Below are 14,027 nucleotides of genomic sequence, written 5' to 3'. Positions count from 1 at the left end.
GAGCAGAACACGACGATGTTTCTCTTGGCGATCTTCATATATTATCAACTTTTGAATGTCTTGGTTAAGAATGTATGAATCTCTTCTTCGCGCACTAGAATACAATTTTTATTTATGTTTTTTATTTATGTTAATCCTCGGCATGTTCTTCTCCGGTTGATCCGGAGCGAGCCACGTCGGCCGATCCGCGCCCGCCGACCAGTGGAAACGAGCTCCACGCGGCCCGATGACGAGGCCGGCGCGATCGTCCAAGATGGCGCCGCTTGCGAACCCCGAGGGAGCCGGACTGCCATGGCAGGTGCGACGGCCGATCGTCGCGTCGCCCGTTACCGCGAGGCGCGTGCCGATCCCTGTCTGGCGGTGCTCGAAGGGCTGCACGCCCTCAAGCACGCGCTGCGCTTCGGGGCCGTGGTCGAGCAGGCGGCCACACCCGACCGTGCGACCGCGCTGGCGCTGGCGGAGCGGCTGGCACCCGACCTCGTGGAGCGGCTGGAGGAGCTGCTGGAGGAGGTTCCGGCCGAGCTGTTCGCAAGGCTAGCGCCGCGGCCGCCTGCGACCGGCGTCCTCGCGATCGCCCGGCGTCCGCCGCTCGCCCTCGAGGCTCTGCTCGACCGTCCCACCAGAGCCCCCCTGGTCCTGCTCGAGAATCCGGGCGATCTCGGCAATGTCGGCGCCGTGGTACGGGTCGCTGCCGCCGCGGGTGCCGCTGGCGTGCTCGCGACGGGACGGCACGATCCCTGGCATCCTGCCGCCCTGCGCGGCTCGGCCGGGCTGCACTTCGCCTTGCCCGTGATGCGGATCGAAGCACTGCCGCTCTCGCCTCGCCCGCTCGTGGCGCTCCACCCGGAAGGCGAGCCCCTGACCGGCCCGGCGCTGCCGGAAGATGCCGTTCTCGCCTTCGGCACCGAGCGGGGCGGGCTCAGCCGGGAGCTTCTCGTACGGGCCTCCAGGCGAATCGCGATCCCGATGGCGCCCGGCGTGTCGAGCCTCAATCTCGCCACGGCGGTGGCGGTGACGCTCTATGCCTGGCGGCTCGGCGGAGCCAGGACCGAACGGGTGGGCTTGCCAGCCACACCGGGAACCCGCTAGGCGTGGCGCCGCTCCGTTCGGCGAGGTGGACCGCTTCGATGCGCAAGGCAGCCCTTCTTTCGACCCTGACCGTCCTTCTCTTCGCCGGCGCTGCCGGTGCCAAGGCACAGCAGGAGCCGTCCGCCCCCTACCGGATCGGCGACAAGCTCGCCGGCACGCGCTGGCAGGCGCAGAGCCTGCGCGGCGGCGCGGTGACCGATCCGGCGAGCGCCACCATCGACTTCCTTCCCGACGACCAGGTGCGCGGGCAGGCCGGCTGCAAGCGGTTCGTAGGTCCCTACGCCACGCGCGACGATAAGATCACCATCGGGCCGATTCGCATGAGCCTCGGCGATTGCCGCGGGTCCGAGGCGGCGCTGGAGGAGCGCATGATCGAGGCGCTGGAGAAGGCCGAGCGGGTCGAGCTCGGCGGGGACAGGCTGATCCTCCACGACCGACAGGGAGAACCGAGCCGCTTCGCGCCTCGCAGGCCATAGCGGCAGCCGACGGCAAAGATCGACCGCATGCCGAAGGTCAGCGCCGGCCTCCTGCTGTTCCGCCGGGGCGCCGGGGGAATCGAGGTGCTGCTCGGCCACATGGGCGGCCCGTTCTGGGCCGGAAAGGAGGCAGGCGCCTGGACGATCCCGAAGGGGCTCCCTGCTCCGGGCGAGGATCTGCTCGTGGCCGCACGCCGCGAGGTGCGCGAGGAGACCGGGCTCGCGCCGGAAGGACCGTTCCTGCCGCTACCGCCCGTCCGCCAGGCGGGCGGCAAGGAGGTCCATGCCTGGGCGGTCGAGACGGACCGTGATCCGACCATGCTGCGGAGCAACACTTTCCGGGTGGAGTGGCCGCCGCGGTCGGGGCAGTGGCGCAGCTACCCGGAGATCGACCGGACCGCTTGGTTCACGCTGCCCGAAGCCCGTGCCCGGATCGTGCGCGGGCAGATCGCGCTCATCGACGAGCTGGAGACCATCGTAGGGAAGAGCCGCCGAGAGGAGAGCCGATCGCTTCACGACCGACATGGGGCCGCGCGTTGAACCACGGCAGGCGATCGGCTAGGCCCGTCTGGTCGGGACGACACGCTGACGGGGAGGCGGGCCTTGGAGCTTGGGGCGACCGTTGTGGCGGCGGCATGCCGGGTACTGGCCGCGTTCTGCGTGGCCGTCACGGCCTTGCCGCTCCTGCCACTCAAGGCCTGGTGGGTGCGCTGCTGGGACTTCCCGCGCCAGCAGATCGCCGTCCTGGGCGCGATCGCCACGGTCGGGCTCCTCCTGCTGCACGACACGCCCTGGAACCTCGATCTGCCGCTTCTGCTCGCGCTTCTCGGGGCACTCGCCTACCAGCTCATCCTGATCCTCCCCTACACGCCCTTGTGGCCGTACCAGGGGCTCGCGACGGAAGGCTCGGTCGACGAGCGCAGCCTCAGGCTCGTGATCGTCAACGTGCTCATGAGCAACCGCGAGAGCGATGGCCTCGACCGCACGCTCGAGGAGACCGACCCCGACCTCGTCCTGGCGATCGAGGCGGACGGCTGGTGGGTCGAGCGCCTGGGCGACAGGCTACCGGGCCATCCCTACCGCGTGCTGCATCCGCTGGACAACACCTACGGCATCGCCCTGTTCTCGCGCCTCGAGCTCCTCCATCCGGAGGTGCGATTCCTGCTCGATCCCGAGATCCCGTCCATCCGCACGCGCGTACGGCTGCCATCGGGTGAGGACGTGCTCCTGATCGGCGTGCATCCGGAGCCGCCGAGCCCGACCGAGAGCGAGACCTCCCTGCCGCGCGATGCCGAGCTCGTCCTGGTCGGCCGCGAGGTCGCGAAGGAGCCGAAGCCGGTGATCGTGGCGGGCGACCTCAACGACGTCGCCTGGTCGCACACCAGCCGGCTGTTTCGTCGCCTGAGCCGACTGATCGACCCGCGCATCGGCCGCGGCTTCTGCAACAGCTTTCATGCCCGCTGGTGGTGGCTGCGCTGGCCGCTCGACCACGTGTTCTACAGCCCGGACTTCCTCCTGCGCGACCTGCGGCGCCTGCCGGCGTTCGGCTCGGACCACTTTCCGATCCTGATCGAACTCGAGTACTACCCGCGTGCTGCCGATATCCAGAACGTGGCGGATGCCGACCACGTGGACCAGCGAGAGGCGAGTACCACCGTGGCCGAAGCCTTGTCCGAGCGCACGGACTGAGCGCATCGGCGGCTTTCGAGGCTTGCCATCGCTCCGGCGGCTCTGCATCGTGATAGTGCCGGCCGGTGACGCGCAAGGCCGGCTTCGGGGAGGATCGAATGGCAAGGCAACTGCGGATGGCCGTCCTGCTCGCCGGCTGCCTGGCACCGTTGCCGTCGGCGCAGGCCGCCTGCACGGTCGAGCAGATCGAGCATCTCCTCGGCCTCGGCTTCAGCCACGAGCAGGTGCTGCAGCTCTGCGCGCCGTCCGAGCCGCCATCCGGGCAGGCGGCTTCTCCCGCTGATGCCGGGCGGTTCGTCTCCGATCTGCTCGTGCCCGAGATCGGCGACGACGGCACCTGGAAGAAGGAGGTGCACGGCGACATCTACATCCTGCAGAACAAGACCGACCTCGGCTCGCACGTCTTCGTCATGTCGAAGGAGCCGGATCCGGCATGGCAGTCGTTCGAGGTCGAGGCCCGCTTCACGCACGAGACGGCCGACGAGGGCATCGTCGGCGTGGCGCTCGTCTACGGCTCCGAGGGGCAGCCCGACCGCCGGTTCCTCTACAATATCGAGCAGGACGGGACCCTGAAGGCGATCGGGATCGACGGCGACAACTACGTCCTGATCGATTCCAAGCAAGACCCGGCCTTCGCCGGCGGCGACGAGCGCTTCATCCGGATCGGGGTGGCAAAGGACGAGCAGGGGACCGAGCTCGTCCTCGACGGCACCAGGACCGGGCTCAAGATCCCCTACCCCGTCGCCGCCAAAGGCAGCGTCGGTATCGCCGCCTTCGGCATCGGCTATTTCGAGTTCCGGAATCTCACCCACCGGGAAGGCTGACCGCGCACGTTCTCGTGCAGAGCCGGGTTCCCGGCAGAAGAGCAGCTTCTGTTCTCTCGCCGGCCGGTTCGTGGTAAATTCCCTGGTCGAAGATCCCGACATCGGGCCAGGCAGAGCAAAGGACAAGGTTCGTCCCGGGACATCCGTGCCGGACACGGATGTCAGAGGAGGAGACGCCCGGATGTTCTTGCTGCTCGTGAGGCGCGGCTCTCTCGGCAGCGCCGCGATGCTCGTGCTGGGCATCGCCGTCGCGTGCCCGTCGTCGGCGGCCAGGCCCGTGCCATCGCCCGCCGACAAGCTCGAGCCGGCTCTTGCCCGCGAGCTGGCCCTGCGACCGGAGGCGATCAGCCGGGTCGTCTACGTGCCGAGCGAGCCGGCTGTCGGTCCGAGCCGCAGCGAGGGCAGAACGACGACCGGGCCAACGCGACCGCTCGCCGACGTGCAAGCCGAGCTCGCCCCGCTTCTCGACGGGATCGCGGCTCTCCTGCGCCGGACCGGGCAGACGGTCGTCTATGCCTCGCCCTACACGGGCATCGTCGTCGCTGCCGGCGATCCGACCGCGATCGTGGCGGCGACCCAGGATCCGCGCATCGCCGCCGTCTATCGGGAGCGCATCCGCGAGCCGCGCCTCGACATCGCGAAGGTGGTGACGCAGGCGATCATCGTGCAGCGACGCGGCGTCCTCGGTAGCGGTGCCAAGGTGAAGGTGGGGATCGTCGAGGCAGGGCGGATCGGCTCCCACCCCGACCTGCCGGCAGCACGGCGGATCTTGTGCCGGCCCGGAGCCTCACGCGAGATCAGCGGCCACAAGACCGAGGTCGCCGGGGTGATCCAGAGCAATCATCCCCGCTACACGGGCATCGCACCCGACGTGACGCTGATCGACGGGATCGGCGCCGACTTCAGCGACGCCGAGATGATGGCGGCAACCGACTGCGTGATCGCGCGCGGCGCGGTCGCCGTCAACATGAGCTTCGGCACCAACACGGACGGCGCTTTCGACGGCTTCGCGGAATATGTCGACCGGCTCGTCTATCGCACCGGCGTTCCGGTGGTGACGGCGGTATCGGACGACTGCACGCTGCGCATGGGCAGCCCCGAGATCGCGTTCAACGACATCTCCGTGGGCGGCTTCTCGGATCGCAATACGGTCCGCCTCGACGACGACCGGCACGGCTGCGATCCGGTGATCACCCCGAGCTTCAGCGCCTATCGCGACCCGCCCTCTCTTCACGGCGATCGCCAGCAGCCCGACGTCGTGGCCCCCGGCCATTTCATCCGCACGACCGAGCCGTTCCCCACCCCGTTCCCCTTCGAGGACGTGAGCGGCACCAGCGTCGCTGCCCCCATGGTCACGGGCGAGATCGCGCTCCTGCAGGGGCGCGCGCCCTTCCCGCTGGCCCGGCAGGCGGAGCGGGTGCGCGCCATCGTCATGGCGAGCGCTCGCCACAACATCGAAGGTGTGAGCCGCCTCAGCGACCGCGACGGAGCCGGCGGCATCCGTATCGCTGCCGCCGACAGCGTGCTTCGCAACCGCCTGTCCTGGTGGTTCGCGACCCCTGGCGGGCTCAGGGGCTTCCCGCACGTCCAGGCGTTCACGGCCGCAGCCGGTCGAGTCGTTCGGGTCGCCCTCGCCTGGGCGCACAAGCCCGCCGCCGGAAACGCCACGGTGAGCACAAACCTCGACCTGCGGGTGCTCGGTCCTGCGGGCGCCGTGATCGCCTCCTCGACCTCCTTCGACAACAATGCCGAGATCGTCGCCTTCACGGCCCGCGTCGGCGGGACCTACCGCATCCGGATCGACAATGTCCGCCCCAGCCCCGGCCCCGAGCATGTCGGGCTCGCGGTGAGCCTGACCGAGAACTGACGACGGGAGCGCTCGCCCATCGCGCGCACCTCCCACGGAGCATCGCCATGACAGCACGCTTGAGCGCTACGGAACCGGAGGGTCGCAAGCTCGGCCGCCGCGAGGCCGGCACCCTGCTACTGGGCGCGTTCGCTGCCGCTACCGTCGGCGGACGCGCGGCACCCGCCCGGAGCTTCGCTTTCGCTGGGGCCGTGCCGGGCAAGGTCGCTGCGGTCACACCCGAGAGCGCCAGCTCGCTCTTTGCCGAGGCGATGGCCGAGATAGCGCCGGAGCAGGGCTTTCAGAGCCGGATCGCACTCGGGGACAGCATCGTGCGGCTGGTGGCCGAGGGTGTCGTCGAGCCGGCAAAGCTCCTCGCTCTCGACGAGCACCGCCGCCGTGGCGCGCCGCTGCCGCCCGACGACGTACTGAGCCTCGTCCGGGGCCGGACATCCGCCCGTGCGCAGGCCGGAATGCCGGGCGAGCTGCGCGCAGCGCTCTCCTGGCGCTCGCCGAAGCCGATCCGCCTGACCCGCGAGAACGTCGGCTACTATCTGCAGCTCCTCTGGCCGATCGGGCTTGCCAACGCCCTCGAGAGCAATCGGGACAGCCCGCTGAACGGCGATCTCCTGTTCCGGTTCGCCTCGACCGCGGGCTGGACGCTGGGCAGGGAGGAGAACGGCGGTGCGTACTTCAACCGATTCCGGGTCGTCGAGCTGACGCCGGAGCAGGAAGCGCTCGCGGTCCGGGTGGCGCAGAGCACCTACCGGCCCTGCTGCGACAACAGCACGTTCTTCCAGGACTGCAACCACGGCTCGGCGCTGTTCGGGCTCCTGCAGCTCGGCGCCGCGCAAGGCCTCGGCGAGGACGAGCTCTACCGCGAGGCGCTCGCCTTCAACGCATTCTGGTTCCCCGACAACTATGCGCAGACGGCGCTCTATTTCCGCCTGTTCGAGGGCAGACGCTGGGCCGATGTCGTCCCCGAGGTGGTGATGAGCTATCCCTTCTCGGCGCTCCGTCCCTGGCAGGACAACGTGCACGCCCGGCTCGCGCGCGTCCCGAACCTCCTGCCGCAGCGGCGCGGCTGGGCCAATTGCGGACTCTGAGGCGGCTTCCGCCGCCTCGATCCATCGAACGGCAATGCGCAGCGGAACGATCTGTCCCGCTGCGCACGGCTCTTCGCGATCCGGTCTACCGGATCGATCTACGCTTCACGATCGGGTCGGTAGATCGGCTGTGACGATCGACCCGCCCTTCTGGGTCGATCCTGCAGCCTCAATTGCAGCACAGGAACGGGCTGCTGTCCGAGCGCGACTGCAGCGCGCCACTGCAGCCGGCGCCGCGCTCGGTCGGCGTGTCGCCCACGGACCGGATCGAGCCCGCGAACACCGGCCAGTCGCCGCCGCAGGTGAAGCAGATGTTGCAGCTGACAGCCGCCTGGTTGTTGATCGCGCGATGCGACCTGTCAGACGAGGTGGGCTTCCCGCCTACAGTTTGAGCGGCCGCCGGGAACGCCAACGCAAGTGCCAGAACGGATGCCACGGCAAACGTCTTCATGGATATTCCCTCAGCAAAAGACATACCTGCCGGCATGACTGCCGGTCGATCCTACTCTCTAGCTCGTTTGGCAAAGCTTTACGGCGCTCAAGCTCTTTTCATGTCGCCACCCTCCAACGCACGGCTCATCCTGACTCTATCGAAGCCGGATGCACCATGGTAGGTTGAATTCGGATGCTGCGAGGGCCAGCCGGTGCGATTATTCGTTATACATATCACAATCATACGGCTGATGTCAATGCAACCTTTTACTTCTACAATCTCGCTGAATAATGTCTTCTGGCGAGACGATAGGGTGAATGTTCCCTCTTCTTCTCCACCTTCGAGTATAAACTTTTCAGTATTCCATATCTTCATTCCAGACAACCATTTCGGGATTTCCAGCATGAGCATGCGAGCAGTAAGACGCGGGATACGGACGGCCGGTCCCGACTCGCGTCTCCGGGGGGTGAGCCGTGCCAAGCTCGGCCACGCTCCCGGAGACTTCGGGCCAGGGCCCGCCCCCGCTGCCCATCAGGGGAGCGAGCGCGCTCGCCGCCCGGACCGGCCGGGCGCTTCTCGACCGGTGGCGAGCCGACAGCATCGTCAGCGGAATCGAGAGCCGACAGAAGGAACGACAGGAGCGCGATGCGATGACGTCGCCCCGGCCTTCCGCAGCTTTACCTGCAGCACAGGAACGGGCTGCCGTCCGAGCGCGACTGCAGCGCGCCACTGCAGCCGGCGCCGCGCTCGGTCGGCGTGTCGCCCACGGACCGGATCGAGCCCGCGAACACCGGCCAGTCGCCGCCACAGGTGAAGCAGAGGTTGCAGCTAACAGCCGCCTGGTTGTTGATCGCGCGATGCGACCTGTCAGACGAGGTGGGCTTCCCGCCTACAGTTTGAGCGGCCGCCGGGAACGCCAACGCGAGCGCCAGAACCGATGTCAAGGCGAAGATCTTCATGAATATTTCCTCAGCAAATGACAGTCCAGCTGACAGATTCGCCAGCGAGATCAAGCTCAACGCTGATTTCGCGATCTACCTCGGCGTTCAGTCGCCTTTCATATCGTCGCCCTCCAGCATGCAGCTCATTCCTGCCCGATGAGGGCAGCTTTCCTGCGATGCATCACTGCTGGTTGGGCCGAGGATCAACGATCTTTTTATTTTTTCTGAACGTTAACATGGACAGTCGATATCCGTCAATGCAGACATCTGCTGCATCACACCCGAGCAACTTTGAGTACAGGCGCCACAGCATCTCGAAGATCGGCGACCCGTCGGATATGCAGGCAGCCGATATGCACGACGGCTTGCGATGCCCCGATCAGTACGCCATGCCGGAACAGCGAGCCGAAAGGCTCCGGCTCCTGCACGTCGGTCACGCGATCTCGCGGCGCTCCATCTGCGGCAGAAGACGGGCGAGATAGCGGCCGGTGTAGCTCGCTTCTGTCGCCGCCACCGTCTCGGGCGCGCCCTCGGCGACGATGCACCCGCCGCCCGAACCACCCTCGGGGCCGAGATCGACCAGCCAGTCCGCGGTCTTGATGACCTCGAGATTGTGCTCGATCACGATCACGGTATTGCCGGCATCGACCAGCGCGTGCAGCACCTCGAGGAGCTTGCGCACGTCCTCGAAGTGAAGGCCGGTCGTGGGCTCGTCCAGGATGTAGACGGTCTGGCCGGTGGCGCGGCGGCTGAGTTCCTTCGCGAGCTTCACCCGCTGCGCCTCGCCGCCCGAGAGCGTCGTCGCCTGCTGACCGAGATGGATGTAGCCGAGGCCCACCTGCTGCAGGGTGACGAGCTTGTTCCGCACCGGCGGCACCGCCTCGAAGAACTCGACCGCCTGGTCCACGGTCATGTCGAGCACATCCGCGATCGACCTGCCGCGGTAGGTGACCTCGAGCGTCTCGCGATTGAAGCGCTTGCCCTGGCAGACGTCGCAGGTGACGAACACGTCCGGCAGAAAGTGCATCTCGATCTTGATCACACCGTCGCCCTGGCAGGCCTCGCAGCGCCCGCCCTTGACGTTGAACGAGAACCGGCCGGGTCCGTAGCCGCGCGCCTTGGCCTCGGGGAGTCCTGCGAACCAGTCGCGGATCGGCGTGAAGGCGCCGGTGTAGGTCGCGGGGTTCGAGCGCGGCGTGCGGCCGATCGGCGACTGGTCGATATCGACCACCTTGTCGAGATGCTCGACGCCCAAAAGCGCGGCGTGCTCGCCCGGCAGGCCGCGTGCACCCATGAGCCGGCGCGCCAGCGCCGGGTAGAGCGTGTCGACGACGAGGCTCGACTTGCCGGAGCCCGACACGCCCGTGACGGCGACGAAGCAGCCCAAGGGAAAGCGCGCCGTGACGTTCCGCAGATTGTTGGCGCGGGCACCCTCGAGCACGAGCCATTTGCCCTTCTTGGGCTTGCGGCGGACGGCGGGCACGGCGATGCCGCGCATGCCGGCGAGGTACTGGCCGGTGAGCGAGGCCGGCTCCTTCATCACCTCCTCGGGCGTGCCCTCGGCGACGACCACGCCGCCGTGCACACCGGCACCCGGCCCCATGTCGATCAGGTGATCGGCGCTCCGGATCGCATCCTCGTCGTGCTCGACCACGATCACCGTGTTGCCGAGGTCGCGCAAGCTCTTGAGGGTCTCGAGCAGCCGGTCGTTGTCGCGCTGGTGCAGGCCGATCGAGGGCTCGTCCAGTACGTAGAGCACGCCGGTGAGCCCCGAGCCGATCTGAGACGCGAGCCGGATGCGCTGGCTCTCGCCGCCCGAGAGCGTGCCGCTGTCGCGCGCGAGCGTGAGGTAGGAGAGGCCCACGTTGTTGAGGAAGCCCAGCCGCTCGCGGATCTCTTTCAGGATCCGTGCCGCGATCTCCTGCTGCTTCGGGGTGAGGGTCGCGGGCAGCGCCTCGAACCAGGCGGCCGCGTCGCCGATCGAGAGGTCGGTGATCTCGCCGATGTGCTTTCCTGCGATCTTGACGCACAAGGCTTCGGGCTTGAGGCGGTAGCCCTTGCAGGCCTCGCAGGTGGAGGAGCTCATGTAGCGCGAGAGCTCTTCCCGCATCCAGGCGCTGTCGGTCTCGCGCCAGCGGCGCTGCAGGTTGTTGACCACACCCTCGAAAGGCTTCCGGCTCTCGAACCTTCGCAGCCCGTCCTCGAGCTCGATCCGGATCGGCTCCGAGCCCGAGCCCCATAAGATCACCTCGCGCACCTTCGCCGGCAGCTTCTTCCAGGGCGTGTCGGGGCTGACGCCGAAATGCTTGCAGATCGAGACCAGCGCCTGCGGGTACCAGGTCATGGTCTGCGACGACCACGGCTCGACCGCACCCTGCGCGATCGACTTCTCGGGATCGGGAACGATGAGTTCGGGGTCCATCAGCATCTTTCTGCCCAGGCCGTCGCAGGCCGGACAGGCGCCGTAGGGATTGTTGAACGAGAACAGCCGCGGCTCGATTTCGGGCAGCGTGAAGCCCGAGACCGGGCAGGCGAACTTCGCCGACATGGTGATGCGCTCGGCCGTGTCGGCGTTCTCGGCGATCACGAGCCCGTCGGCGAGGTTCAAGGCGGTCTCGATCGATTCGGCGAGGCGCTGGGCGAGGTCGGGAGCGATCACCACGCGATCCACCACGACCTCGATCTCATGCTTCTTCTTCTTGTCGAGCGCCGGCACCTCGTCGAGCTCATGGAGCTCGCCGTCGACCTTCACCCGCTGGAAGCCCTGGCGCAGCAGCTCCTGGAACTCCTTGCGGTACTCGCCCTTCCGCCCGCGGACGATCGGGGCGAGAAGGTAGAGCCGCGTGCCCTCGGACAGAGCCAGGAGCCGGTCCACCATCTGCGAGACGGTCTGCGCCTCGATGGGCAGGCCCGTCGCCGGCGAGTAGGGCACGCCGACCCGCGCCCACAGAAGCCGCATATAGTCGTAGATCTCGGTCACCGTCGCCACGGTCGAGCGCGGGTTCTTCGAGGTCGTCTTCTGCTCGATCGAGATCGCGGGCGAGAGACCCGTGATCAGGTCGACGTCGGGCTTCTGCATGAGCTCGAGGAACTGACGCGCATAGGCCGAGAGGCTCTCGACGTAGCGGCGCTGGCCCTCCGCATAGATCGTGTCGAAGGCGAGGCTCGACTTGCCCGAGCCCGAGAGCCCGGTGATCACGACCAGCTTGTGGCGCGGAATATCGACGTCGATGCCCTTGAGATTGTGCTCGCGCGCGCCGCGGATCCGAATGAAGTCGTCCATGCTGATGCAGCTCGATGTCTTGAGAGGGTGCCGGGCCGTGCGCCGCGCGGGGCTGGCTCGCCGGGGCGATGTACGCTTAAATGCGCCCAGCAGTCCTCTCGAGCAAGGTATCAAGGCGTCATGGCCGGCAGCGTGAACAAGGTGATCCTCGTGGGCAAGCTCGGGCGCGATCCCGAGGTGCGCATGACGCAGAACAACCAGAAGGTCGTGAATCTGCGCATCGCCACGAACGAGCGCTGGCGCGACCGTCAGAGCGGCGAGATGCGCGAGCGCACCGAATGGCACACGGTCGTCATCTTCAACGAGAATCTGGCCGATGTCGCCGAGCGCTATCTCAGGAAAGGCAGCTCGGTCTATGTCGAGGGCCAGCTCCAGACCAGGAAGTGGCAGGACCAGAGCGGCCAGGACCGCTACAGCACCGAGATCGTGCTGCAGCGCTACCGGGGCGAGCTGACGCTCCTGGATAGCCGGGGCGAGAGCGGTGGTGGGGGCGGGCCCGGCGACGATTTCGGCGACGAGCCGGTCTATGGCTCTCCTGCCCCGCGCTCCTCGGCACCGGCGGGCCGCGCTCCGTCCGGCCCGGGTGCCGGCAGCGGGCGCGGCGGCCCGAAGATCGCGGACGAGCTCGACGACGACATCCCGTTCTGAACGCCGCTGCGCGCACACCGGGATTGCTCCTGCACGGCTTGCCTACAGGGCGCGGGTGGTGGTTGATCGCGGCTCGCGCCGCGCCAAGTGAGCCGTCAGACAGGGCAGCCGATCGACCTGCCCGCCCGCGAGGTCCTTCATGCGTTCCGGAATCCCAGCGCCGCCGGCAGCGGCATCGCTCGACCATGCCGCGATCCGCTCGATCATGCTCGGGATCATGCTCGCCATGTTCCTGGGTGCCTTGGACCAGACGATCGTGGCGACGGCGCTGCCGACGATCGGGCGGGAGCTCGGCGACGTCGAGCACCTGCCCTGGGTCGTGACCGCCTATCTCCTGAGCTCGACCGCGGTGACGCCGCTCTACGGCAAGCTCAGCGACATCCACGGCCGGCGACGGATGATGCTCGTGAGCGTGGCCACGTTCGTCGTGGGCTCGATCGCCTGCGCCGTGGCTCCTTCGATGCTGATTCTGATCGTGGCGCGCGGGCTCCAGGGTCTCGGCGGCGGCGGGCTGATCTCGCTCGCCCAGACCATCATCGCCGACATCCTCGCTCCCAAGGAGCGCGCCCGCTACCAGGCCTACATCGCCGCCGTGTTCGTGACCTCGAGCGTCGCCGGCCCCGTCATGGGCGGGTTCTTCGCCGAGCATCTTCACTGGTCGATGATCTTCTGGATCAACCTGCCGCTCGGGCTCGGAGCCTACTGGATGACCGACCGCACGCTGCGCCGGCTGCCCAGGCACGAGCGCCCGCACCGGCTGGACCTCGCCGGGGCCGTCCTGATCGTGCTGGCCACGGTGGCGTTCATGCTCGCCCTCAACTGGGGCGGCGTGCGCTTCTCGTGGAACTCGGCGCCGATCCTGGGCCTCCTTGCTGCCACAGCGATCCTCGCCGTCCTGTTCGCGCTGCGCCTCCTCACCGCTGCCGAGCCGTTCCTGCCGCTCTCGGTGCTGTTCAACCCGGTCGTCGCGCGCGGCACGGCCGCGGCCTGCTTCGGCATGGGCACCTTCATCGGCCTTTCGATCTTCGTCCCGGTCTATTTCGAGCTCCTGCTCGGGCTCGAGGCCAGCCGTTCCGGCCTCGCCCTGATCCCGCTCATGGGCGGAGTCGTCACCGGCGCCACCCTCTCGGGCCGGCTGATGACGTCGCTCCGTCACTACAAGCGTCCCGCCATGGCAGGCCTCGCCTTGGCCGTGCTCTGCCTCGCCTTCCTTGCCTGGCGCCCCGATGGGCTGCGGCTCGCCCTCGTCGAGCTCCTGCTCGGGATCATCGGTGTCGGCATCGGCACGCTGCTCCCGGTCACCACCGTATCGATCCAGAACGCCGTGCCCATGCACCAGCTCGGCACCGCCACAGGCGCCATGAACTTCTTCCGCTCGCTCGGCAGTGCGGTTGCCGTCGCGGCCTTCGGTGCCATCGTGCTGGGCGGCATCGTGGCACCGGGCGCGAGCCTCGAGAGCCTGCAGCAGAGCGCGCTCCCGGCCGGCATGGATCTCGGCCATGTCTTCCGTCTGCTGTTCGCGGCCGCCGCTCTGGGGCTCGGCACGAGCCTGCTCTGGCTGATCACGATGGAGGAGCGGCCGCTACGCGGACGGCTGCCGGAGACGGTCCGGCCCACCGAGGTTCACTGAGCGGCGCTTCGACGTGCGTCCTGCGCCGGCCTGCCAGTGATTCGGCATCAAGACGCCGTAGC

At 67.9% G+C, this 14,027-nt stretch carries 14 protein-coding genes; 9 read left to right on the top strand and 5 right to left on the bottom strand.

Annotated features, from left to right (window positions below; translation table 11 throughout):
• Positions 1-291 precede the first annotated feature (291 nt).
• The 7 genes from U1T56_RS07105 (at position 292) to U1T56_RS07075 (ending at position 7,030) form a co-directional block, all read left to right on the top strand.
• Entirely contained in the window at positions 292-1,089 is a 798-nt protein-coding gene (locus tag U1T56_RS07105) for a TrmH family RNA methyltransferase (protein WP_418158754.1), read from the top strand.
• A gap of 38 nt (positions 1,090-1,127) precedes the next feature.
• Positions 1,128-1,565: an META domain-containing protein gene (locus U1T56_RS07100; RefSeq protein ID WP_418158753.1), complete on the top strand. Its 438-nt coding sequence runs from the start codon at positions 1,128-1,130 to the stop codon at positions 1,563-1,565.
• A 27-nt stretch (positions 1,566-1,592) separates the two neighbouring features.
• Positions 1,593-2,105 carry an NUDIX hydrolase gene (locus U1T56_RS07095; RefSeq protein WP_418158752.1) on the top strand — a complete coding sequence of 171 codons (513 nt, stop codon included), beginning with the start codon at positions 1,593-1,595 and terminating at the stop codon, positions 2,103-2,105.
• 63 nt (positions 2,106-2,168) lie between these two features.
• The gene (locus tag U1T56_RS07090) at positions 2,169-3,254 is read left to right on the top strand and encodes an endonuclease/exonuclease/phosphatase family protein (RefSeq protein ID WP_418158751.1); all 1,086 of its coding nucleotides are present in this window, start codon (positions 2,169-2,171) and stop codon (positions 3,252-3,254) included.
• 98 nt (positions 3,255-3,352) lie between these two features.
• Positions 3,353-4,078, top strand: a complete 726-nt coding sequence (locus U1T56_RS07085; RefSeq protein ID WP_418158750.1) for a hypothetical protein — start codon at positions 3,353-3,355, stop codon at positions 4,076-4,078.
• A gap of 181 nt (positions 4,079-4,259) precedes the next feature.
• Positions 4,260-5,945, top strand: coding sequence for a S8 family serine peptidase (locus U1T56_RS07080; protein ID WP_418158749.1), 1,686 nt, complete (start codon positions 4,260-4,262; stop codon positions 5,943-5,945).
• A 47-nt stretch (positions 5,946-5,992) separates the two neighbouring features.
• The gene (locus U1T56_RS07075) at positions 5,993-7,030 is read left to right on the top strand and encodes a hypothetical protein (protein ID WP_418158748.1); all 1,038 of its coding nucleotides are present in this window, start codon (positions 5,993-5,995) and stop codon (positions 7,028-7,030) included.
• A gap of 169 nt (positions 7,031-7,199) precedes the next feature.
• Here the strand turns inward: U1T56_RS07075 and U1T56_RS07070 are convergent, their stop codons facing one another.
• From U1T56_RS07070 to uvrA, 5 genes are all read right to left on the bottom strand, one after another.
• Complete coding sequence (locus U1T56_RS07070; protein ID WP_418158747.1) at positions 7,200-7,481, bottom strand: hypothetical protein; 282 nt, start codon at positions 7,479-7,481, stop codon at positions 7,200-7,202.
• Positions 7,482-7,568: 87 nt separating this feature from the next.
• On the bottom strand, positions 7,569-7,943 hold the full coding sequence (locus tag U1T56_RS07065; protein WP_418158746.1) for a hypothetical protein: 375 nt from the start codon (positions 7,941-7,943) through the stop codon (positions 7,569-7,571).
• Between the two features lie 197 nt (positions 7,944-8,140).
• The gene (locus tag U1T56_RS07060) at positions 8,141-8,422 is read right to left on the bottom strand and encodes a hypothetical protein (RefSeq protein ID WP_418158745.1); all 282 of its coding nucleotides are present in this window, start codon (positions 8,420-8,422) and stop codon (positions 8,141-8,143) included.
• A 257-nt stretch (positions 8,423-8,679) separates the two neighbouring features.
• On the bottom strand, positions 8,680-8,841 hold the full coding sequence (locus U1T56_RS07055; protein WP_418158744.1) for a hypothetical protein: 162 nt from the start codon (positions 8,839-8,841) through the stop codon (positions 8,680-8,682).
• The gene (uvrA, locus tag U1T56_RS07050) at positions 8,838-11,687 is read right to left on the bottom strand and encodes an excinuclease ABC subunit UvrA (RefSeq protein WP_418158743.1); all 2,850 of its coding nucleotides are present in this window, start codon (positions 11,685-11,687) and stop codon (positions 8,838-8,840) included. The genes U1T56_RS07055 and uvrA overlap by 4 nt, the downstream gene beginning before the upstream one ends.
• A 120-nt stretch (positions 11,688-11,807) precedes the next feature.
• Here uvrA and ssb point away from each other — a divergent pair, with 120 nt between their 5' ends.
• Positions 11,808-12,335: a single-stranded DNA-binding protein gene (gene ssb / locus U1T56_RS07045; protein WP_418158742.1), complete on the top strand. Its 528-nt coding sequence runs from the start codon at positions 11,808-11,810 to the stop codon at positions 12,333-12,335.
• A 139-nt stretch (positions 12,336-12,474) separates the two neighbouring features.
• Positions 12,475-13,965 carry an MDR family MFS transporter gene (locus U1T56_RS07040; RefSeq protein WP_418158741.1) on the top strand — a complete coding sequence of 497 codons (1,491 nt, stop codon included), beginning with the start codon at positions 12,475-12,477 and terminating at the stop codon, positions 13,963-13,965.
• Positions 13,966-14,027 lie beyond the last annotated feature (62 nt).

It is taken from the genome of Benzoatithermus flavus, from assembly GCF_037908215.1.
In the GTDB taxonomy this organism is placed as follows: Bacteria; Pseudomonadota; Alphaproteobacteria; order Geminicoccales; family Geminicoccaceae; genus Benzoatithermus; species Benzoatithermus flavus.
The sequence above is the reverse complement of the archived record's forward strand: the minus strand, read 5'-3'. Positions and strand labels throughout refer to the sequence as shown.

Excerpts from the sequence above, each read along its gene's own strand:
- U1T56_RS07105 (WP_418158754.1), top strand. The coding sequence starts at position 292 with ATGGCAGGTGCGACGGCCGATCGTCGCGTCGCCCGTTACCGCGAGGCG.
- U1T56_RS07100 (WP_418158753.1), top strand. The coding sequence starts at position 1,128 with ATGCGCAAGGCAGCCCTTCTTTCGACCCTGACCGTCCTTCTCTTCGCC.
- U1T56_RS07095 (WP_418158752.1), top strand. The coding sequence starts at position 1,593 with ATGCCGAAGGTCAGCGCCGGCCTCCTGCTGTTCCGCCGGGGCGCCGGG.
- U1T56_RS07085 (WP_418158750.1), top strand. The coding sequence starts at position 3,353 with ATGGCAAGGCAACTGCGGATGGCCGTCCTGCTCGCCGGCTGCCTGGCA.
- U1T56_RS07080 (WP_418158749.1), top strand. The coding sequence starts at position 4,260 with ATGTTCTTGCTGCTCGTGAGGCGCGGCTCTCTCGGCAGCGCCGCGATG.
- U1T56_RS07075 (WP_418158748.1), top strand. The coding sequence starts at position 5,993 with ATGACAGCACGCTTGAGCGCTACGGAACCGGAGGGTCGCAAGCTCGGC.
- U1T56_RS07070 (WP_418158747.1), bottom strand. The coding sequence starts at position 7,481 with ATGAAGACGTTTGCCGTGGCATCCGTTCTGGCACTTGCGTTGGCGTTC.
- U1T56_RS07060 (WP_418158745.1), bottom strand. The coding sequence starts at position 8,422 with ATGAAGATCTTCGCCTTGACATCGGTTCTGGCGCTCGCGTTGGCGTTC.
- uvrA (WP_418158743.1), bottom strand. The coding sequence starts at position 11,687 with ATGGACGACTTCATTCGGATCCGCGGCGCGCGCGAGCACAATCTCAAG.
- ssb (WP_418158742.1), top strand. The coding sequence starts at position 11,808 with ATGGCCGGCAGCGTGAACAAGGTGATCCTCGTGGGCAAGCTCGGGCGC.
- U1T56_RS07040 (WP_418158741.1), top strand. The coding sequence starts at position 12,475 with ATGCGTTCCGGAATCCCAGCGCCGCCGGCAGCGGCATCGCTCGACCAT.